We start from the raw sequence: 22352 nt of genomic DNA, 5'->3' as shown, positions 1-22352 counted from the left end.
AAAGTGAGGAAAATAGCATGAGGAGCCCATATATAAGAAAGGCAGTTGTTTGTATCATTTTGCTGGCCATGATTGTTTTATTGGGTGGCTGCTGGGATAAGGTGGAAATTGACGAACTATCTATTGTGACAGCAACGGCGATTGATAAACATGATGACGGGCAGGTGGAAATTTCCCTAGAGATCTTTATTCCAAAGTCATTGAGTGGAAGCAGTCAAGGAGGCGGCGGCGGAGCAGAGAGCGGTGGTGGGCAGACAACGATGGTCGTATCTCACAAAGGGAAGAATATGGCCGATGCTCTGTCGAAGCTGGAAGCAGAGCTGCCGCGCAGGATCTTTTGGGGCAGCTGTAAAGTATTTATTTTTGGCACAGCTGCCGCAAAAGACGGGATACAACATTATCTGGATTTCCTTCTTCGGCATCCGCAGCCAAGGGAACGGGCTTCTATGTTTGTTAGTGAAGGAAAAGCAAAGAGCATAATCGAGCAAAAAGCGGTTATAGAGCGCTATTCGGCGGAAACGATTCATAAGAAGGCTGATACAGGTCATGGTCTGACCATCACACTTCAGGATTTGGAGAAAATGATTACGGATGAAGACCAAGGTGCTGGTCTCCCTTATTTAAAATTAAAAAATGAACAAACAAGTGCGGGGAAAATCTCAAAATTACCAAATATACATGGAATTGCCGTATTTAAAAATGAGAGTATGGTTGGCAAAATTTCCGAATCGACAACAAGGGGATTACTATGGCTGAGAGGAGAAATTGAAGAGTACACTGTTAATGTCAAACCGAAAAATGAACAAGGGGTAGTATCCATCGTGCCGGTATTGACGAGAGTAAATTTAACTCCAAAAATTCAAGGCGGGGAATGGAAAATGATCGTAAATATTAAAACAGAAGGTATGGTCGTTCAAAATAATACAGATTTGGATCTGTCTCACAAAACCTCCGAAAAAAAGATTCAACAAGCCTATCGGCAAATGATCAAACAGAGAGTGACAGCAGCTATAAACGAATCACAAAAGCTGGAAGCGGATATCGTTCATTTTGGGAGGGAGTTCCACCGGAAGTATCCCGAACAGTGGAAAAAAGTTGAAAATCGCTGGCAAGAAATGTTCCCACATGTAAAAACGGAACTGGTCATAGAAGCACACATTCGCAGGCCGGGATACATTCATAAACCGATAAAAACACAAGAAAGGTGAAAGCATGATGGCATGGGGAAGTTTTTTTGGCACAATGATGATCGTTTTGGTGATCATGTTCCTACAATGGCCAAAAATGAAACAAAATTCCAAGAGAGATAAAGCGGCTTTTATCGTTCTACTCATGATTGCACTCCTATTATCCATGTTTGATCTTCAACATTTGAAAGGTCCCGTCACACTAGTGGAAGTCATATTTCAACCGCTTGGCAAGTTTTTATAAAGCGCATGCTGTTTCATCATTTTGGTGAGGGAAGTGGACGTAATGGAAAAAGGAAAAATTTCAGCTTTACAAATGGCCATACTGCTTTATCCTACCATTCTTGCCACAGCGATCCTTTCGATGCCTGCTATTACAGCCAAATATGCAGGGAATGATTTATGGATATCCTCTACTATTTCGTCTTTTATTGGTTTTTTGACAGTGTATATTGCAGTCCGGCTTCATAATATATATCCCGGAAAAACAGCCATTCAAATTTGTGAAGACATCGCCGGTCGAATACCCGGAAAAGTAATCGGCTTCATTATTCTTTACTTTTATATCCAAAGTACAGGATTGATAACGAGATCATACAGCGAATTTATAGTTTCCTCTTTTTTGTTTAAAACACCTCAGATTGTTGTGATTTCATTAATGGTGTTACTTTGCGCTTTTTGTATACACGGGGGTTTGGAAGTACTGGGAAGAGCTGGCCAACTGCTTTTCCCTCTCTTGGTAGTGCCCCTTTTCGCCGCCATTTTGTTTTTGGCTAGGGATTTTGAATTCGGGAATATTTTGCCGGTTCTTGATAAAGGGATAGTGCCGCCTCTTAAGGGCTCAGTTGCGCCGGCTGGATGGTTTGCGGAATTTTTCTTAATTGCCTTTCTGCTTCCTTTTTTATCAGATAAGAAAAAAGGAATGAAGTATGGAATGACCGCGGTATTAAGCGTCATGATAACAATTGTGTTCGTTGATTTACTTGTTCTTTTTGTACTGGGAGCTACGACCGCCAACAAGGTGTACCCTTTGATGAATGTTGTCCGCTATGCAAAATTATCCGGTTTTTTCGAAAATATGGAAGCTGTTGTGATGGCTGTATGGATTGTAGGCGCATTTGTTAAAATATCCGTGTTTTACTATGCGGGCGTATTGGGAACAGCTCAATGGCTGAATCTTTCCGATTATCGGCCGATTATATGGCCTGTGGGGATCTTTGTCGTGCAATTTTCTTTTTGGGCAGAGGAGAGCATGATGGATTTAACTCATTACTTAGTTGTTGTATTTCCGTTTTTTTCGGTTTTTGTTCAGGTGATTATTCCGGCGCTCCTGCTGATGATCGCTTTTTTCCGAAGGGAGAAAGTGAGGCCAAAAACGCAAAAATGACGTTTAAAGAACGTGAATATATTTTGAGTCAAATAATACCTAGATTCAACAAAAAGCACTTCAGGCCTCTCATTCGCCTGAAGTGTTTTTTTATGTGTGAATCTCTATTGTGGCTCCGGTCTTGGCTTTCACGTCCGCCATTTGGGGTAATGCTTTTATCTCTTTTTAAAAAATTCTCGTACAAGATACCCGGATTGTGGAAAGTGAAGTCCAAGCTGCCATGAGCCGACACCTCTGATTCGGTATTGGACTGCCAGTTGAAACTTGGCGGCGCGCGCCCTTACATCTTCAAACCAAACGACATGCCTTTTGCCTGATTCATCCCAGTAAGTGTAGTACGGCTGTTCAAATTCGGCGGAGTATTGGATAGGGACCTGGTATCTCATCGCAGTCGCAATGGCATTGGATACGGAAAAAGCCCTTGCGCTTATCACATCCCCATTGGCCATGGTCCAGTTATATCCGTACCGTGGAACTCCGAGCACAATTTTATCTCGTCCCATTTTAGTCAGTGCATAATCCAGCGTTTTTCGCACCTCTGTTATGGGAGCAACCGGACCAGGAAGGCTGCTCGCTTCATGAAAGTCATAGGCCATGATAAAGACAAAATCCACCGCGGCGCCGATCCCTCCATAGTCAAAGCCCCGCAGCCATGGAATATCATCGGATGTTTTGGCGGGTACGGCGACGGAAAGCTGGTATCCTTCCGGTCTTAAGCGATCTCGGAGTGCTGCCAAAAAGCCTGTATATAAATCCCGTTCACTCTCAAGGATCCTTTCAAAATCGACATTGACCCCGGCATATCTTTTGCTTTTCATGAGGTTGTATATATTGTCGATGACGCGCTGTCTTAGTTGGGGATTGTTTAACACTCTTCTCGTCAGTTCGGGGCTGAACCCGGTTTCTGTCAAATTGGTGATGACGACGATCGGCCTTGACTTATTTTCCCAAATAAGACTAATAAGCTGCTCATCGTTCAAGGTACTTAAACTGCCATTTGGTAAAATGTGGTATTCAAAAATGCCGAAGTTGGAGATAAGCGGCGCGAAGGTTTGTACATTCCTCCGGTTTCTTTCAGGGGTGGAAGGCGTTAAATAACTTAGTCCTTCTTCAGAATACTTTTCCCGTGGAGGCAAGTATAGCTCCATACCTATCGTTAGTTGATCAGATGGCAATCCATTATATAGCCGTATCGTTTCCGCCGGGACGAATGCCAGTTGAGCAATTGAGAAGAGGCTGTCCCCCGGCTGGACGATATACAAATTGGAGGGAATCAATAAATCCTGTCCGGGAACAAGCCGGTCCGTCCTCAAGCCGTTCGTTATTCGCAAACTCTCCATGGTAATCCGGAACTTTGCCGCGATAGAGAATAAAGAATCTCCTATTTTTACGACATAAATAAACATACGGCACCCCATTTCCTTGCAATCGGTAATCGCTCATACACCATGTATATTCGGCTGGATTGTTGTTATGAACAAGCAAGGGAGATTTTTATAAAATGAAAAACAGGCTAGGATTAGTGGGTAAGGTCATCGACGGATGACTTTGCCCACTATATTTCTTTTTAGAGTTATAGTGAGAAGTGAAAGAAAGTCCGACCAAAGCCTCGGGGATTGCGAATCCGAATGATAAACTGGGCTTCTTCACTTTCATTTTTGAATCAGGTTTAAGTATGTTGGGGCCATAGAGCTCGTGTATAGGAAATTGGAATCGAAATGAATAAGTGGAGATCTTTCAAATAATCAAGAAGAGCGAGGCGAAAATATTGGGATTAGTCATCGCTTTAGATATCTCTATGGGGAAAAGCTACAAAGTCACCTATGATGATCAAACTTGTCTTTCGGAAGGAGAAATTATTCACAATAAGGAGGGTTTTAAAGCGTTGTTAAGAAATGTGTTGGAACGAGCGTTTTTATTGGCCCGTGGCAGAAAAAATGCCTTTCAGAAGATCATTTTCCTGCTGCACTCAAAGGCTTTATGAAAAGGAAGCCTGCTTCATCACTTTCATTAAAGGACATTGAGAAAGAAATGATAAAAAGAGCGCTGAGTGAAACGAAAAATGTCAAGGAAGCATCGAAACGGCTGGGGATCGCTAGAAGTACGCTCTATCGAAAAATGAAAGAATGGAAGATTGGGATGTAAACAAAAACGTCCGTTGCCACGTATGCTGTGGCCACGGAAACTTTTTCTATCCAGTCACGTTTGCTTTTGGTTGATTAAATTTTTTAGTGTAATAGGCGGAAAGGCCAATAATGACAGGCGTTAATAGAATGGTAGGCAGAAACCACAGCAATATGCTGACAGATTCAATATTTAATAAGCGCGGTGCTCCAAAAACGGTAAATGCCGTAATTGTTGCAATGGAACAGCCGAGCATGCCGCTAAGATGTTCAAACCACCAATGCATTTTTCGGGCCGGTTTAGAGAGCCAATACCTCAATTGGATGGATGCCAGAAAAATCCCGAGTAGCGGAAACCAAGCCAGCAAGGAAAAATCATGCACGAAACCGTAAATGCTGATTCCAATCGCCGATACGAACAGCGTAACAGAAAACCCTACATCAAGCCAATGCCGATGCCTCTCTGTCCTCCTTTTAAAACGAAGCACCCGAATTCCGTAATAGGCTGTTGAAGAGCTTAAAATCGCAATAAAAATTAAAAACAAGGAAAAGGAAATAAGTTCTGGTGAACTGCTTGGATCCAAAATGCGGAAGACGCCCATATAAAAGGCGGAAACAGATACGATGCTCATGCCGATCACATAAATCCATCCGGAAACAACGTGAACTTTTCCACCTTTTTTCGTCACTACCGGAACCCAAAAAGTAAATAAAGCCGTAAAACCTCCCACGATATGCAGTATTCTCATGAGAATAAACAATGTCACTGAAATTCCTCCTATGTAAAACGGTGTAGGTGTATTGTAACAAGTTTTGCTGAGAAAAGTGTATTCCGAAACATGGAATCTATAAGTCAAAGGGGAGACTGCCCCCCCTCTTCGGTTTTTTCTTAATCAAAAAGATGTTTGCGATCCATCCGCTCTTTCATTTTACCTAAAAAGACAACAAATGAAAGAACTGCCATACCAAACCAAACGAGCAGCATAATCGCAGCCAGCACGGGCAGAATTGTCAACTCGAATACCGATCGTCCCATTCCGGTTTGTAATCCGATCAGCACAATGGCCGACATCCAGGCGATACCGCCGATATGAGTCCCTCCTTTTTTAAAACGGCTGCTTGCTTGAGAGTGTTGCAGGAGCCAACCGGGTATAAGCAATGTCTGTAGCGCATGATATCCAATCCCATGTAGGACGATGAGATTTCCAGTATCACCTATGAGCCTGCCTTGCAGCAAACTCATCACTAATCCGGCCATATTGGCTATTAAAACGGAGAGAAAAGCATAACGGATTGCCAAGATAAACGAATTTGATTTGATGCGAAAAAACCGTACTGTAAGTATCAGGCCTAATAGGATCAGCAATAAAGAAACAACGCCAAATAGTGCTCCAGCGACGAGATCAATTACCGAGCCTTCTCGTGAAAACCGGGGGTTGATTCCACGAAAATGCTGCACTGTTTCAACTCCATATGCATATAAAGCCCCTACGATAAACATCCAGCGTACAATCTTTCTTTTGCGCTCTTTATATTCTGTAAAAGGCAAAATGGCGGCGACCGACAAGAAAAAAATACCAATAGCCGCATTAAAGGAAAAGGCATCCTGTAAGTTTCCTTCAGGCCAAACGATTGGCCCTCTTGCCAAAATGACAACCGCTATCGCTGCTGCCAGTAAAAAGCCGATCATACTTGTGACAACAAGCCATTTCTCACCTTCAAACAGCCGATGATTGGACATGAAAACACCCTCTTTTCTCGTTTTATTTATCAATAAATAAATGATTTGGTAAAAAAAGAGCAAATGTTTATTTTTATTGCTCCAATTCCGCGACAATTTGTGGTAAATCCAATACTTCCGTTACCGTGATCAACAGCCCAGTACTGATAAAATGGGAGGCTATATTTTTGGCATCGGGAATTCCTGCCTGGTTAAACTTTACTGTAAGAGACTCCCACATCTTCAAAAACAAATGGCGGACATGTTCCCGGATTCCTTTTTCCGGAATAGCATAAGCCTGCATGACCAATAAAACTTCTTTCCGGTGAGTTTCGACCACCTCCGCAAATGCGCAACCCATCGCTTCGAGCAGTTGATCGGCTGGGGCCTCGACTTTAGCAAACAAATCATAAATCCGGTTAAAAGCACGGTCAATGACAGCTTTGAATAACTCTTCCTTGTTTTTAAAAAAGTGAAATACATATGGCTGAGTGACTCCTGCTTCCTTGGCAACAAGCGCAGTGGTCGCCTTATAATACCCCCTTTCAGAGAAAACACCAACGGCATTTTCAATAATGACCTCTTTTTTATCTTCACGAACAGCCACTAAGAATCATCCTTTGCGATTTTTATTTATCAGTCAATAAATAAATTATAAATTCCGTTTATGTTATTGTCAATCCAAGATTCATTCTTGCCAATGAATTTGGGTAGGAGAGGCTCTGTATCAGGATGTGCTTGAGTTAGTTCAATGCGGCGGCATTCAAATATAATGACGGGTAAGACGGGCGTCCTATACAGCAATAAAAAGCTTGTAGAAAAAAACACCCATTTTTTCTCTACAAGCTGGCGAAAAAGGTTACGGTCAGTTTCCAGATATAATAAGCGCAAAGGGGCGCAAGTTAGGATCAATGGCGATCATTTTTTGTGATTTTTTCAGATGATATAGCATGAAATTTACTGCGATGGCATCAAAAAGCTTTCGCTTCTCCGTTTCCTGTTTCATACGTAAAGTCAATAAAGCCCTCTCAGCCGAATGCGTTTTAAGTGGTTCAGCGAAACCGTTAACTAGCTGGCTTTCCGAACGTCCAGATTTTCCCCGAGGATTAACAAATATATGCGAAGGCCAACTCCATCCATAAAGCGCACGAGAGAAGCTTTCGTACCCCCGCATACTTCATTAGTTGGCTGATGCGGAGATTGGAAAGAAACGTGTAAAAGACCTACGTTTTTCTTACGATAAAGTTATCTTCAAGCAGGAGCCAGTTTTGCGGAAACGGGTAGCCGAGAACCCAATAACTAATGCCCCGCAAACCATATTCTTTTACCAAGTTAAATTTGGCTTGGGCACTTCTCGCGTCCTCAAACCAAACTTCATGCCGACGCCCTTGTTGGTCTGTGTATCGGAAAAACGGACTTTGAGCCCTTTCATCGTATTGAATGGAGGCTCCGTGTGCAACCGCGCGGCGTATGGCTTCCTGCATATCAAACGTTTCTGCTTCCTGCCCTTGAACGTGGGGGAGCAGCCAGTCTCTGGCATAAAGCTGGAAGCCCATCATTATTTTATTTCTTGGTATGACCGTAACGGCATAATCTATGACACGGCGAATTTCATTGAGAGGTGATATGGCCATCGGCGGTCCCAGTCGATAACCCCATTCATAGGTCATGAGGATGACAAAGTCGACAATTCTTCCGTGTGCTGGATAGTCGTGTGCTTCATACAAAAGCCCCTTTTGCGTTCCGCTCGTTTTGGGAGCGAGAGCAGTCGAAACGAAATAACCGAGTGGATGCAGGCGATTTACAGCTTTTTGTAAAAATTGATTGTATGATTCCCTGTCTGTCTGCCTTACATTTTCAAAGTCGATGTTCAGGAGGCGATATCCCTTATCATTCATGATTTGAATGATATTGGTTAAAAGGCGGTCCTGGAGTTCCGTGCTTGACAAGATCGTATGTGCCAATGTCGTTCCGGGATCACGGAAAGTAAAGTTTGTAACACACATCATCGGGACGACACGTTCTTCAACAGCAGCTTGAATGGCCGGCACATCGTTAATGGGTTCAAGTCCGCCGTCAGCCTTCATAATATAGGCAAAAGGACACATATAAGTAAGATGTTCCCCTACTTCCCGTACCTCCCGGGCACCCGTTTCTCCCATATTAATGATATAGGCATTCACATCAATGACAGGTTTGGGAAAAGGGATCGTCAGTACTGTGCCGGCAGTAATCAGGTTCGGATCTTCAATTTGATTTTGCGTGACAATTTGCTGCACCGTCGTACCGTACCGCTGGGCGATCTGCCATAACGTTTCACCGGTCTGTACCGTGTGTACCCGCGCCGGGATCACTAGCACATCCCCTACTTGGATGACAGAAGGATCGGCCAATTGATTCGCACGTACGATCGCATCCAGCGGAACGAGATACCGTTGAGCGATTTGCCAAAGTGTCTCACCCCGCCGGACGATGTGTTGGATGGCCCCAACTGGTATTACAAGCGCCTGGCCAACAACAAGCCGATTCGGGTCCGGCAACTCATTCACCGAAGCAATTTGTGAAATCGTGCTCCTATAGCGGCGGGCGATCTCATTTAACGTCTCTCCTCGTGCAACGACATGAATCATCATACATATCCACTCCTAAACAAGTTCATATGAATAATGTATGCGGAAAAAACCTCAGCAAGAATAAAAAGAACCGTTCCGATTAGGGGAGAATACCATGGCTGCTTAAAACTGTATAGTACAAAACGAAAATACTCGTGGGTGAGTGGGAATGTCTGCGAATGAGTGGGCATACCCGCGCATAGAGGAAAATACCCGCGCATAGAGGAGAATACCCGCGTATAGAGTAAAATACCCGCGAATAGGGAAAAATACCCGCGTATAGAGGAAAATACCCGCGTATAGAGTGAAATACCCGCGCATAGAGGAAAATACCCGCGCATAGAGGAAAATACCCGCGCATAGAGGAAAATACCCGCGTATAGAGTGAAATACCCGCGTATAGAGGAAAATACCCGCGTATAGAGTGAAATACCCGCGCATAGGGAGAAATCCCCTCGTATAGAGTGAAATCCCCGCGTATAAAGCAAAACATCCGCGTATAACGAAAGAAACGCCCGGCTTCAAGCCGCGCGTATGTTATAGCTTATCTGATACTTATATATATGACCATGATAACGGTGGCAAGCAAGATCCGGTAAATCGCAAATGGAATTAGTTTGATCCGGTTGATGAGCGCCAAAAAGAAGCGGATAGAAATCCAGGCAAAAATGAACGCACTAATAAATCCGACCGCAAAAAAAGGAATAACATCCGCCGTCAGCACGTCCATTTTCTTTAACAAAGAAACGACGCTGGCTCCGGCCATGATCGGAACGGCCATAATAAAAGTAAAATCGGCGGCTGCCCTGTATTGTAGGCCAAGCAGCACTCCGCCCGAAATGGTTGAACCGGAACGAGAAAAGCCGGGCCACAAGGCGATGCACTGAAATAAACCAATGAGCAAAGCTTGCTTGTAATTGATGCCATCTAGCGGAACGCCTTCATGGGAGCCTTTGGTCCGGACTTCCCGCTGTACTTTCCAGTCAGCAAGAATCATTAATATCGCTCCTCCGACAAGCCCAATCAGAACCGTTTCGACCGAAAACAAATATGTATCGATGAAATCCTCGAACAACAGCCCCAAAATCATTGCGGGAATCAACCCGACAATCACATGTGTTAAACGGAGCCGACTCCCTTCCATCGGAACTTTTGATGAGCTGCGCTTGTTAATACCGATCAAACTTAATAGCCGCTCCCAAAATACGATCACGGCCGCCATGACCGAACCGAACTGGATGACAACTTTAAACGTATTAGCCACTTCTTGGGATTCCAGCAATTCAGCAGATTTTAATAACATATCATCCACAATAATCATATGCCCCGTAGATGAAACAGGAGCAAACTCTGTCAGCCCCTCCACAAGGCCGAGTATCAATGCAACGATTAAATCCCAAATGTTCACGAAATAGATCCTCACTTTCTGTACGGATTCTCTCATTATAGCATTCTATATTTAAATATATGATGGTAAAATGAGAAATTGTCCATAAGGTTGCTAAACTCGCGATGAACAGAGTAATATGAAGGAAACAATATGTTTGGGAGGTGTCAAGAAGATGAGATTATATTTTGATCTTTTTGAAAACGACCAGCCTGCAACTATTCATCCTGAGTCGAGGGGTGAATAGGCGCTTTCCAACTTAAGCCTCCTCGTCTTGGGAAAATACTTTACAACATTTTCCTAATAAAAGACGGAGGTATGCAACCTATGAAGAAAAGTATCATCGGAGCGATCTGTTTATCATTGGCGGCAAGTATGTGGGGCGGTATGTATGTCGTCAGTAAATATGTACTCGATTTTATTCCGCCGTTTACACTTGTCTGGCTGCGTTACATGATTGCGTTTATTTTTTTGTATGCCATTTTATTTGCCGTTCAGAAAAAAAGTGGTCAACGCCAGATGATGGCAAAAACAGATTGGCTTTTGCTTGTCTGGATTGGATTTATCGGTTACTTTGTGTCCATCTCATTCCAATTTATTGGGACAAAATTATCCGATGCCCATACGGGATCTTTAATTACTTCGGCTACGCCGGCGTTTATCGTCATTTTTGCGAGGTGGGTGTTAAAGGAAAAAATTACGCCGCGAAAACTCATTTCCATGGTGCTGGCGACATTGGGCGTCACGATTGTGATCGGATGGGATTTTCATGTCGGCGACTATTTCTGGGGTAGTTTGATCCTTGTTGGAGCGGCCGTTACGTGGGCGTTATTGTCGGTTTACGTAAAAGTTGCGTCAAAACGGCTGTCGTCATTGACCATCACAACCTATGCCATTTTATTTGCGCTCGTCTTTACGACGCCGGCCATGCTGTGGGAGCTTCAAGCCAATGACATTTTTTATGAAAGCCCACTCGTTATTTTCAGCATCCTGTACTTGGGTATTGTTTCGACTGCCGGGGCCTTCTTTCTTTGGAATAAAGGCTTGGAGCTGATGGATGCGGGAGTCGGCTCATTGTTTTTCTTTTTCCAGCCGATTGTCGGGTCTTTCCTCGGCTGGTTGCTTTTAAACGAACAATTAAACGCCAATTTTTTTATTGGTGGTGCATGTATTGTGCTGGGAGTTGTCATCATCACTTTCCAAAAAGAAGGGTGAAACCGTTTTATGGTTTCCCCTTTTATTTTCAAATGGGAACGTACACAGTCAATTGTAGTAAAATATGAATATTCTACGTATAATAAAGCAACTTCCTACTCTGAAAACTGCGTTCACAAAGGTTTCTTTATGTAAAAAGAAGAAAAAGTGGTATATTGATTAAAAAAATAGAAAATGGTGGCGTTGCCATGGCAGAGCTTTGTCGAAAATTCGTAGGGTACCCGTCTTTGGATGATACAAAAAAATGGCTTTCCGATGGATGGTGAAACGTTTGTTGTCACGTGCCTTGACCGCTTGCGGTTTCATAATTGAAAAAGAATTTTACAAAATAAATCACTAAAAAAGCAGATGTTTTTCATATTAATAGTATAATATATGTATAAAGAATGTCCGGGTACGCGCCGGACAAAAAATTTCTTAATCAGGAGGTGTACACCTTTCTTTGAAAGGTGATCCATTTGGACGTTGTCAGTTTATTGTTGATTGTCATTTTAATTGGATTAACCGCGTTTTTCGTTGCGACGGAGTTTGCCATCGTTAAAATTAGGAGTTCACGAGTTGATCAGCTCGTGGAAGAAGGCAAACCGGGGGCGAAGGTGGCCAAGCATGTTACTACTCACATAGATGAATACTTATCCGCATGCCAGCTCGGCATTACGGTCACGGCTTTGGGAATAGGCTGGCTCGGTGAACCGGCTGTAAAAGCATTATTGGATCCGCTGTTTCAAAAAATGGCGGTCGGAGCTTCCGTCTCCCATATTTTATCGGTTACGCTTGCGTTTTTCATCATTACCTTTTTGCATGTCGTTGTGGGGGAGCTGGCGCCCAAAACCGTTGCGATCCAAAAATCCGAGATGGTCACGTTGCTTGTTGCCAAACCGATTAAATGGTTTTATAAAATCATGTTTCCATTTATCTGGGCGTTAAATGGCTCGGCCCGACTGCTGGTAAGGGTGTTTGGTCTGGAGCCGGTGGCTGAACACGAAGTGTCCCACTCCGAAGAAGAGCTTCGAATCATTCTTTCTGAAAGTTTTAAAAGCGGTGAGATCAATCAGACGGAACTGACGTATGTGAACAATATATTTAAATTTGATAATCGGATTGCAAAGGAAATTATGATTCCCCGAACGGAAATGATTTCGTTTTCAACGGAAGATCAAATGGAAGATTTGCTCGGGGTCATCAAGGATGCCAAATTTACTCGTTATCCCGTTTATGAAGGCGACAAGGATAACATTATTGGAATTATAAACATAAAAGATATGCTGCTCGCACAGATCAAGGATCCCAAGGTAGATATGAAAGCGGATATTACACAGTTCATAAAGCCTGTAATCGTTGTGATTGAGACGATCCCGATCAGTGAGCTGCTCTTAAAGATGCAGCGGGAGCGCACACATATGGCAATTCTGCTGGATGAATATGGTGGAACTTCCGGCCTGGTCACCGTCGAAGACATCGTTGAGGAGATCGTCGGCGAAATCCGGGATGAATTTGACGCAGACGAGGTTCCAGATGTGACAAAAATTGCGGACGGCCACTATTCGTTCAATGGTAAAGTACTCATTCATGAGGTGAATGATTTACTTGGAACAAATCTGTCAGATGAAGAAGTGGATACACTCGGTGGTTGGATTTTATCGCAAAAATTCGATGCGCAAGAGGGGGAAGTGCTTCATTTTGACGGATTCAGCTTTAAAGTAAAAGAGTTGGATGGGCATCAAATCCAAATTGTCGAGGTTCTGAAAGAAAATGCCCCGAAACTGGAGACGTTGCAATACCAGAATGAAGGTTAATCGATTTCGGAGGGAAAACGCCTGTCACACTGAGGTGACCCCTAAAAGTTAAAGTGATATGATAAGCAGTCTATTGGCTGGAATGAAGACGGTACTAAGCCGGACTCATGCCAGCCAATTTCTGTTTGAGGCGTTTAGTATAGCGGTAATGATGTATGTCTCAATGTTCTCTTTTAAGTCTTCGTATGTGCGGGCTGCTTCCCCTGCATACATCTCTTGTTTCAATAGCGAAGAAAGTCTTCCATTGGCGAATTGCCTATGCGGTATCCTTTGCGGGACATGCTTTAAAATACTGTGTGATACTTACGGGTCTTGACCCATTTCCAGTGTTGATAATGCCATCCTTGTCAGCGTGGATGGTTGTCCGATATTTGAACCTTTTACAATTTGAAGTGCGTCTTTTAACAGTATCATTACAACATCCCACATCTTTAAAAGGGAAAAAGAACTCAATGAATTGGCAAAAAACGCGCTGGATAGTTTGCAAGACGCAAATAGTGACGCCTTGGGGCTTGGAGAAAGGGTAACACTTGGAAGAGAATCAATTGTTTATTCCGAAATTCCGATAAACACAACGTTTCAAGTAAAAATTCATAGTCAGGGCATGATACATGAAAGGGAAGTTTTCAAAGTGCTTCCACTTTCTAATTGACATCATATATGATTTTAAATATGATAAAAGTATGATGAAAAAAGAAAATAAACAACAAAGAGCCTATCGAATCATTAAAGCGAGAATTGTGGAAAAGGTGTATGCGCCGGGTCAAAGGATTGTCATTGATCAACTGTCAAGAGAACTTGCGACAAGCTCCATACCAATTAGGGAGGCGATCCGTCAACTGGAAGCGGAAGGGCTGATCGAGTACAAACACAATGTGGGTCCAGTCGTTGCGCCAATAAATGAGTCTGAATATTACGATAACCTAAAGATTCTTGGCGTGCTTGAAGGGTACGCTGCGGCATTAAGTGCCCCCTATATTTCAGCTGCCAAAATCATAAAGTTAAAAGAATTAAATGAGCGAATGAAGGAGGCGCTTGAACATTTCGATATCCACTTATTTGCCAAGCTGAATGCAGAGTTTCACCAGTTGATCACCCGGGAATGCCAAAGCAAAATATTATACGATACGATTGCCGGGATTTGGAAAAAGCTCGACTCCATTAGGGGAATTGGTTCAACACTGTATTCGGTTCGGGTAAAAGAGTCAATCGAGGAACATGAAAGAATCATCTTTTTATTGGAGAAAAAATCCGATTTAAAGGAATTGGAAATGTTTGTCCGTGAACATAAATTTAAGACAGCGGACGATTTCGAAAGACGACGTTCGCTGAGGATGGAATCGACTGGTGAGAACTAAAGAGCATGGAATGCTCTTTTTTTCCACGTTCGTCTTGAGTCGTGAAATGCTCGTGTTTCAGGAACAAGCGCAACTAAGCAGCCGGTTGCGTCTAAAGGGTTTAATGAACCTTGTCGGCACGAATGTGAAAGCGCTAACAACAACACGAAGGATTAGGGGATTGACAAAATATATGAAATCATATATGATTTAATTGTTCAGAAAATTTTAAAGGGATTAACATAACAGGAGGGTGACAAAATGTCGTTTGAAGAAGCGAGGTTAAGATTAAGAGGTTCCATGGCTCCGGTCGTAACTCCGTTTAATGAAGATGAAAGTCTTGATTTGGAAACGTTTAAAAGTTTGATTGATTGGCAGATTGAAAATGGCAGCCACGGCATTTCCGTGACGGGAACGAGCGGGGAGCCCAGCTCATTGACGGTGGAAGAACGCCTGACCGTTATGGAGACCGCAAAAAAAGCGGTTGCAGGGAGAGTTCCATTCGTTCCGGGGACGGGTTCTGTCAATCATAATGAGGCATTGAAACTGACAAAAGCGGCGCAGGAAATAGGGGCGGACGGAGCGCTTGTCATTGTGCCATATTACAACCGTCCGAATCAGCAGGCGCTTTATAATCATTTCAAAACAATCGCCGATTCCGTGGATATTCCAATTATTTTGTACAACATTCCGGGCAGAACGGCAGTCAACCTTGAAGTGGAAACGATTGCGCGCCTCGCGGAAGATTGCCCGAATATTATCGGCATTAAAGAATCAAACAAAGACTTTGAACACGTTAACCGTGTTTTATTAAGAGCGGGACGCCATTTTAACTTATATTCGGGAATTGAACTGCTTTGCTATCCAATGCTGGCCATCGGCGGTGCGGGCCACATTAGCGCCACATCCAACGTAGCCCCGAAGCAGGTCGCTGAAATTTACAACGCGTGGACAGCAGGCGATGTTCAACGCGCGCAAGACATGCACTTTGAAATGATGGAGCTAAACGATGTTCTGTTCAAAGATACGAATCCGGCTCCGGCGAAAGCGGCACTTGGCATGATGGGCAAAATCAAGCCGGTGTTGCGCAAGCCAATGGCCCTTCCTTCTGAAGAGTTGCAAAAAGAAATTCGCCAAGTGTTGAAAAACTACGGGATTTCCCTAAAAGACGAAATCAATGCCTAAGTTGGGAGGGAAGTTCCCTCAAGCTTAAATCATCATTAAGGAAGGTGAACATGTTGGAACAAAGAACAGCGGAACAATCAGCTATCCGAAAACATACAAAACAGCCTGATATTCAACAATATATCAATGGAAGATTCGTTGAGTCTGAGAGCGGTGCCCGGTTTGTCAATCACAGTCCATTCACGAATGAAGTGATCAACCATGTTTCCAAAGGAAGTAAGATGGAGATCGACAAGGCGGTGGCTGCGGCAAAAAAAGCATTTAAAGAAGGGCCTTGGGGAAAAATGAAAGTTTCCGAGCGCATGAAATATATTGAACGAATCGCCGACCTGATCGACGAAGAAGCAGAAGAACTTTCATACCTCGAATCACTTGATACGGGATTGCCCATTGCGCAGACGAGGAATATGGCGGCGCGTGCGGCAGAGAACTTTAGATTCTACTCGCGTATGGTGCAAACGAGAATGCACGGCGAAGCCTATATGCAAGACAACGAATTTGTCAACTATACCGTTTACAGTCCGCTCGGTCCAGTCGGATTAATTACTCCGTGGAATGCTCCGTTCATGCTCACAACGTGGAAAGTGGCGCCGGCACTCGCAACAGGTAATACCGTTATTTTAAAACCGGCGGAATTGTCACCGCTTACAGCGAATAAACTGGCAGAAATCATTCATAAGGCGGAGCTTCCGGAAGGTGTTTTTAACATCGTGCATGGGTTCGGGGAAACAGCGGGAGCCACGCTCGTAGCACATCCTGATGTGGAAGCGATTTCTTTTACGGGGGAAACGGTAACTGGCTCAGCGATTATTAAAAACGCTGCGGATACATTGAAAAAGACTTCCATGGAACTGGGTGGAAAGTCTCCGCTCATCGTTTTTGACGATGCTGACGTTGACCGTGCTCTGGATGCGGCCGTCTGGGGCATTTTCTCCTTTAACGGTGAGCGCTGTACGGCGAATTCGAGAGTGTTCCTTCATAAGAACATTAAAGATACATTCGTCAAAGCGCTAAAAGAAAGGGTTCAAAACATTAAGATTGGTGATCCGATGGATCCTGCCACACAGTTGGGACCGCTTATCGACAAAGGCCATTTTGAAAAGGTAACAGGCTATATTGAAATTGCCAAGGAAGAAGGCTGCGAGGTCTTTCAAGGAACGGTTCCAGAGGAGCTGAAAACAGGAAATTATGTGCCTGCTACACTACTGCTCAATGCCACGAACGACATGAAAATTGCCCAAGAAGAAATTTTCGGGCCGGTTATGGCGGTTATAGAGTTTGAAACAGAAGAAGAAGTCATTGCCTATGCCAACGATGTTAAATACGGACTTGCCGGTTATGTGTGGACAAATGACATAAAACGCGGCCACCGTGTCGCCCAGGCAGTAGAAGCCGGAATGCTTTGGATTAATGCGCAAAACGTCCGGGATCTCAGAATTCCGTTCGGCGGCATGAAAGCAAGCGGAATTGGCCGTGAAGGCGGACATTACGCCATTCTGGAATTTTACACAGAACCAAAAGTAATACATGTTGCCATCGGCGACCATCGTATTCCCCAATTTGGAAAATAGAATGAAGGAGCGTGAAGTCCTATGCCAGCTAAAACAGGCAAAGAATATATCGAACGACTGAAGAAGGCAAACAACAACGTATACATTCACGGGGAGAGAGTGGATGATGTGACGGAGCATCCAGCATTTAAAAATGTAGTGCAATCGATGGCTTATTTGTACGATCTTCAATATGAAAAGCCTGAAAAAATGCTTTATACATCTCCGACAACGGGAAATCAAGTGGGCATGACGTTTAAAGTGCCGGAAACAATTGATGATATCATCGCACGCCGGGAAGCGATCCAGGAATGGGCGCGTACTTCCGGCGGCATGATGGGCCGCTCTCCGGATTATATGAATGCCGAAGTTATGGCGGCCGGTGCGGCGAGCGAGTTTTTTGCGGAAGGGGACCCGGCCTTTGCCGATAATGCGAGAAAATATTATGAATACGCCCGCGAAAACGACCTTAGCCTGACGCATACGCTCATTCATCCGCAAGTGAACCGCGCCAAAGCCCAGGCTGAGCAAAAAGACGCAAATGTCGCATTGCATCTTGTGGAGAAAAAGAGTGACGGCATTATCGTTGATGGTATACGATTGCTCGCGACACAGGGCGCCATTACAGATGAAATTATCGTCTTCCCCTCTACAGTCAACAAATCCGGAGCCCAAGATGATCCGTACTCACTGGCTTTCGCCATCCCGAATAATACGCCCGGCCTGAAATTCCTTAGCCGTGAAGCATTTGATTATGGTAAAAGCACTTGGGATCATCCGCTTTCATCCCGCTTTGAAGAAGGAGATGCGGTTGTATCGTTCGAACATGTATTTGTACCTTGGGATCGTGTCTTCGTTTGCGGCAATTCCGCGATCTGCAATCGGACATTTAAAGAAACAAATGCCGTTATTCACATGTCACACCAGGTTGTTTCTAAAAATATTGTCAAAACAGAATTCATTCTCGGTGTCGCATTGAGCATCATGGATGCAATCGGGATTGATCAATTCCAGCATGTCCAGGATAAAGGCGCAGAAATCATGCTCGTTCTTGAAACGATGCGCTCTCATATGTACAAAGCAGAACATAATGCCAAAATTGATAAATGGGGAGTCATGACACCAGATTTTGCAGCTCTTGACGCGGCACGCAACTGGTATCCGCGCATTTACCCGCGTCTTGTGGAAATTGTCCGTATCTTGGGGGCTTCCGGCTTGATGGGCATTCCAACGCAAGATGACTTCAATCATGAAGAAATTGGTCCCATACTTGATCGTGGACTTCAAGGCAAGCACTTGAATGGCTATGAGCGTGTACAATTGTTCAGGCTGGCCTGGGACTTGACTTTGAGTGCGTTCGGTGCAAGGCAAACACACTATGAATACTACTTCTTTGGAGATCCCATCCGAATGGGCATGACTTATTTTAGCGGATATGAAAAAGAACCATATAAAGAATTTGTAACGGACTTCCTAAAAAAAGAGAAATCGGCCAAACCTCATTTTATAAATGCATAAGGGGGAACCATCGTGAACTTTAATATCGTTCGCTGTGCAAGAGTTGTTTTACACGTTACGAATCTGGAGGCATCAAGAAAATTTTATGTGGATACATTGGGATTTATTGAAACGGAAGCAGATTCCGAGAATCTTTATTTACGAGGACTTGAAGAACATAATCACCACAGTATCCATTTGAAAAAAGCCGTAAAGCCCGCGGTAGAGGCACTAAGCTACAAAGTGGCATCAAATGCTGAACTGGATGTCATTGCCGAATTTTTTACAGAGAAGGGATATAAAACAAAGTGGATCGCGGAAGGAAAACAGCTTGGGCTTGGCCGCACCCTCCGGGTCCAAGACTTATCGGGACTTCCGCTTGAGTTTTTTGCCAAGATGGATCATGTCGAGCGCCTGTTGCAACGGTACGACCTGTACAGGGGGGCTCGTATTCAACGAATTGATCATTTTAACTGCATGGTCGAAGATGTCGAAAAAGCCCAACATTTCTATATGAACGAACTAGGATTTGCTTGCTCCGAATATACAGATACGAAAAAAGGGGAAGTATGGGCGACTTGGCTTCACAGAAAGCAAACGGTTCACGATCAAGCATTTATGAACGGAGTTGGCCCACGTGTTCATCATATCGGCTTCTGGCTTCCCGATCCGTTGGCGCTCATCCATGCTTGCGACGTCCTCGCCGCTTCCGGCTATAGCAAAAGCATTGAAAGGGGCCCGGGCCGCCACGGTTTATCCAATGCCTTCTTTCTCTATTTGAGGGATCCGGATGGCCATCGCATTGAGTTATACAGCGGCGACTATTTGACGAGTGACCCTGACTTCAAACCGATTCGCTGGGACGTTGACGATCCGATGCGTCAAACATTTTGGGGACATGCGGCGCCTGACTGTTGGTTCAACGAAGCATCAACTGTTCTGGACGTAATAAGTGGAGCAGAAGTGCCGACAAAAGAGCCGAAACTTGAAAAGCGCAAGCCTGAATTTATCATATAAAAAAGATCTATATGGGAGTAAAGAAAAAGGGGGAGTGAACGTGGATGATCGTCTTTTTAGAACAGCGATGGGGAAATTTGCGACAGGGGTGACCGTTATTACGACAAAGGTAGGCGAAGCGGTTCATGGAATGACAGCGAATGCCTTCATGTCTGTTTCGCTAAATCCGAAGCTTGTCCTTATTTCCATTGGCGAAAAAGCAAACATGAACCGCCTCATTAAAGAGTCCGGAACGTTCGCCGTAAGTGTTCTGAATGAGCGTCAGCAAGACATGTCTGCCTACTTCGCAGGCCAAATCAAAGAAGAACGGAAGATCTTATTTGACACATTTAACGATATGCCGGTCATTCCGGACGCATTGGTGAATCTGACATGCGACGTCCATCAATCGATAATCGCCGGAGACCATACACTCTATATCGGCGAGGTGACGGATTTGCGCGTCCAGGACGGAGAGCCGCTCGGATTCTTTGAAGGAAAGTATAAAAAAGTCATATAACGGAAATCCCGCCCGTTCCGGAAACGGACGGGATATTTCTTAGTAGCGAGTACTTTGTTTGAACTGGATAGTAGTCTGCGGATGTGGCGAGTATTTTGTTTGAACTGGATAGTAGTCTGCGGATGTAGCGAGTATTTTGTTTGAACTGGATCGTAAGTCTTCGGGTGTAGCGAGTATTTGTAAATTCTCGCGAGTATTCTTCAAATCCGAATCGTATTTTACCTAATGTATGAGTACTTCGCTAAAGTGCGCGGCATAACGTTAAGGGAAATAATCAAGGCCAGAAAAGAGGAGTGAGAACATGAGTCTTGTAAAAGCCAGCCTTCGGGGGCTTGGTGCTTGGGATGATGTGCGGGCTAATTTGGACGAATTTGCGGTAGAACTACATGGTGACCAGCAGCCGATTTCAGACATTACCTGGAACCCGCCTGTCAGTGGTACAGTTTATGGCGTTTTGTTAAACTATCAAGGCCAGTACGATAAATTTCGGGAACAATTTCATCAACCGCCTTACAAACAGCCACCAAAAGCACCGATCCTTTATATCAAACCTGCCAATACATTAACGGGATGTAACTGCCCGATTCCGCTTCCTGCCGGAGAAGAACGCCTTGAAATGGGTGCGGCGCTTGCTGTTGTAATCGGAAAAACGGCGACCCGCGTCAAGGCGGAGCATGCATGGGACTATATTGAAGGCTACACGATCGCTAATGATGTCAGCATTCCGCATGAAAGTGTATATCGCCCGGCGATTAAGCAAAAAGCACGGGATGGATTTTGCCCGATTGGTCCATGGATTGTTTCCAAGGATGATATTGTTGACCCCGGGCAGCTCAACATTCGTGTTTATATAAATGGCGAGTTAAAGCAAGAAAATAACACGAGAAACATGATCAGATCGATTCCAACATTAATCGAAGATGTTACGGACTTTATGACGCTGAATCGGGGAGATGTATTGCTTGCCGGAGTTCCGGAAGGAGCACCACTTGTCGGAAAAGGCGACCATGTCCGCATTGAGATTTCGAGAATCGGCGCCTTGGAAAATACCATTGCTCCGGAACAGAGGGGAGAGTCGAAATGAGAAAAGCTAGAGTGGCGTGCTTTGGCGCTGTCCATGAAGCGGCTGAAAAAAATGGCGAGCTAGAATTATTGGACGGCCGCCTTGTTTCCCATAATGAGGTTGTTTGGCTACCCCCGGTTGAACCGCGAACTGTATTTGCCCTTGGCCTGAACTATTCCGACCATGCCAGCGAGCTTGATTTTAAAGCTCCGGAAGAACCGCTCGTCTTTTTAAAGGGACCGAATACATTTGTTGGCCATAACGCTCAAACACGCCGTCCACAAGATGTTACGTTTATGCACTATGAGTGCGAGTTGGTCGTTATCATCGGGAAAAAAGCAAAGCATGTAAAGCGTGAAGATGCCTATCAATACGTCAAAGGCTATACGATTGCGAACGACTATGCCTTGCGTGATTACCTGGAAAACTATTACCGTCCCAATTTACGGGTGAAAAACCGTGATACGTGCACGCCTATTGGCCCGTGGTTTGTCGAAGCTTCGGCCATTCCAGACCCGATGAACCTTGCGCTCCGTACATATGTAAACGGAGAACTCAAACAGGAAGGATCAACGAAGGACATGGTTTTTGACATTCCGTTTCTAATTGAATACTTGAGCAGCTTTATGACACTTGATGAAAATGATCTGATCCTGACAGGTACGCCTAAAGGAACCGTCGATGTTGTTCCGGGAGATGAAGTCGCAACCGAGATTGAGGGGCTGGGCAGGCTCGTCAATAACATTGTTGGTGATGAAGTTTTTTCAAAACGTTAAT

21 protein-coding genes are annotated in these 22352 nt (G+C 44.3%); 15 read left to right on the top strand and 6 right to left on the bottom strand.

Going from position 1 to position 22352, the window contains the following annotated elements; translation table 11 throughout:
• Positions 1–17: 17 nt before the first annotated feature.
• Genes NST31_RS08920 through NST31_RS08910 form a run of 3 tightly spaced genes read left to right on the top strand, consistent with a single transcriptional unit; the run spans position 18 to position 2574 of the window.
• Positions 18–1208 (top strand): Ger(x)C family spore germination protein, encoded by a 1191-nt coding sequence (locus NST31_RS08920; protein WP_339165117.1) that lies wholly within the window; start codon positions 18–20, stop codon positions 1206–1208.
• Between the two features lie 4 nt (positions 1209–1212).
• Positions 1213–1431 (top strand): hypothetical protein, encoded by a 219-nt coding sequence (locus NST31_RS08915; RefSeq protein ID WP_339165116.1) that lies wholly within the window; start codon positions 1213–1215, stop codon positions 1429–1431.
• Between the two features lie 42 nt (positions 1432–1473).
• Entirely contained in the window at positions 1474–2574 is a 1101-nt protein-coding gene (locus NST31_RS08910) for an endospore germination permease (RefSeq protein ID WP_339165115.1), read from the top strand.
• A 155-nt stretch (positions 2575–2729) separates the two neighbouring features.
• On the opposite strand, the gene NST31_RS08905 is transcribed toward NST31_RS08910, so the two are convergent.
• Complete coding sequence (locus NST31_RS08905) at positions 2730–3980, bottom strand: glycosyl hydrolase family 18 protein (protein WP_339165113.1); 1251 nt, start codon at positions 3978–3980, stop codon at positions 2730–2732.
• Between the two features lie 362 nt (positions 3981–4342).
• On the opposite strand from NST31_RS08905, the gene NST31_RS08900 reads away from it, so the two are divergent.
• Positions 4343–4558 (top strand): hypothetical protein, encoded by a 216-nt coding sequence (locus NST31_RS08900; protein WP_339165112.1) that lies wholly within the window; start codon positions 4343–4345, stop codon positions 4556–4558.
• A gap of 207 nt (positions 4559–4765) precedes the next feature.
• Here the strand turns inward: NST31_RS08900 and NST31_RS08895 are convergent, their stop codons facing one another.
• The 5 genes from NST31_RS08895 to NST31_RS08875 form a co-directional block, all read right to left on the bottom strand.
• Positions 4766–5464, bottom strand: a complete 699-nt coding sequence (locus NST31_RS08895; RefSeq protein WP_339165110.1) for a DUF2306 domain-containing protein — start codon at positions 5462–5464, stop codon at positions 4766–4768.
• Positions 5465–5586: 122 nt separating this feature from the next.
• Entirely contained in the window at positions 5587–6438 is an 852-nt protein-coding gene (locus tag NST31_RS08890) for a hypothetical protein (protein ID WP_339165108.1), read from the bottom strand.
• Between the two features lie 73 nt (positions 6439–6511).
• Positions 6512–7024: a TetR/AcrR family transcriptional regulator gene (locus NST31_RS08885; RefSeq protein WP_339165106.1), complete on the bottom strand. Its 513-nt coding sequence runs from the start codon at positions 7022–7024 to the stop codon at positions 6512–6514.
• Between the two features lie 616 nt (positions 7025–7640).
• On the bottom strand, positions 7641–9050 hold the full coding sequence (locus tag NST31_RS08880) for a LysM peptidoglycan-binding domain-containing protein (protein ID WP_077114534.1): 1410 nt from the start codon (positions 9048–9050) through the stop codon (positions 7641–7643).
• Between the two features lie 523 nt (positions 9051–9573).
• Positions 9574–10437, bottom strand: coding sequence for an undecaprenyl-diphosphate phosphatase (locus NST31_RS08875; protein ID WP_339165103.1), 864 nt, complete (start codon positions 10435–10437; stop codon positions 9574–9576).
• Positions 10438–10743: 306 nt separating this feature from the next.
• Here NST31_RS08875 and NST31_RS08870 point away from each other — a divergent pair, with 306 nt between their 5' ends.
• The 11 genes from NST31_RS08870 to NST31_RS08820 all read left to right on the top strand — a co-directional run bounded on the left by NST31_RS08870 (position 10744) and on the right by NST31_RS08820 (position 22351).
• The gene (locus tag NST31_RS08870; RefSeq protein WP_339165101.1) at positions 10744–11631 is read left to right on the top strand and encodes a DMT family transporter; all 888 of its coding nucleotides are present in this window, start codon (positions 10744–10746) and stop codon (positions 11629–11631) included.
• A gap of 458 nt (positions 11632–12089) precedes the next feature.
• Positions 12090–13427: a hemolysin family protein gene (locus tag NST31_RS08865; protein WP_339165099.1), complete on the top strand. Its 1338-nt coding sequence runs from the start codon at positions 12090–12092 to the stop codon at positions 13425–13427.
• Between the two features lie 683 nt (positions 13428–14110).
• Positions 14111–14785, top strand: a complete 675-nt coding sequence (locus NST31_RS08860; protein ID WP_339165097.1) for a GntR family transcriptional regulator — start codon at positions 14111–14113, stop codon at positions 14783–14785.
• Entirely contained in the window at positions 14775–14978 is a 204-nt protein-coding gene (locus NST31_RS08855) for a hypothetical protein (protein WP_339165096.1), read from the top strand. The genes NST31_RS08860 and NST31_RS08855 overlap by 11 nt, the downstream gene beginning before the upstream one ends.
• A gap of 47 nt (positions 14979–15025) precedes the next feature.
• Positions 15026–15949, top strand: coding sequence for a 2,4-dihydroxyhept-2-ene-1,7-dioic acid aldolase (gene hpaI / locus NST31_RS08850; RefSeq protein WP_339165095.1), 924 nt, complete (start codon positions 15026–15028; stop codon positions 15947–15949).
• A 50-nt stretch (positions 15950–15999) separates the two neighbouring features.
• On the top strand, positions 16000–17520 hold the full coding sequence (gene hpaE / locus NST31_RS08845; RefSeq protein WP_339165093.1) for a 5-carboxymethyl-2-hydroxymuconate semialdehyde dehydrogenase: 1521 nt from the start codon (positions 16000–16002) through the stop codon (positions 17518–17520).
• Positions 17521–17541: 21 nt separating this feature from the next.
• Positions 17542–19017 (top strand): 4-hydroxyphenylacetate 3-monooxygenase, oxygenase component, encoded by a 1476-nt coding sequence (gene hpaB / locus NST31_RS08840; protein WP_339165091.1) that lies wholly within the window; start codon positions 17542–17544, stop codon positions 19015–19017.
• A gap of 12 nt (positions 19018–19029) precedes the next feature.
• Positions 19030–20013, top strand: a complete 984-nt coding sequence (gene hpaD / locus NST31_RS08835) for a 3,4-dihydroxyphenylacetate 2,3-dioxygenase (RefSeq protein ID WP_339165090.1) — start codon at positions 19030–19032, stop codon at positions 20011–20013.
• A 40-nt stretch (positions 20014–20053) separates the two neighbouring features.
• Entirely contained in the window at positions 20054–20512 is a 459-nt protein-coding gene (locus NST31_RS08830; protein WP_339165088.1) for a flavin reductase family protein, read from the top strand.
• 301 nt (positions 20513–20813) lie between these two features.
• On the top strand, positions 20814–21596 hold the full coding sequence (locus tag NST31_RS08825; RefSeq protein WP_339165086.1) for a fumarylacetoacetate hydrolase family protein: 783 nt from the start codon (positions 20814–20816) through the stop codon (positions 21594–21596).
• Positions 21593–22351 carry a fumarylacetoacetate hydrolase family protein gene (locus NST31_RS08820; protein ID WP_077114550.1) on the top strand — a complete coding sequence of 253 codons (759 nt, stop codon included), beginning with the start codon at positions 21593–21595 and terminating at the stop codon, positions 22349–22351. Before NST31_RS08825 ends, NST31_RS08820 begins: the two co-directional genes overlap by 4 nt.
• Position 22352 lies beyond the last annotated feature (1 nt).

The sequence above is a fragment of the Siminovitchia sp. FSL W7-1587 genome (assembly GCF_037963795.1).
GTDB lineage: Bacteria > Bacillota > Bacilli > Bacillales > Bacillaceae_C > Siminovitchia > Siminovitchia thermophila.
The sequence above is the reverse complement of the archived record's forward strand: the minus strand, read 5'-3'. Positions and strand labels throughout refer to the sequence as shown.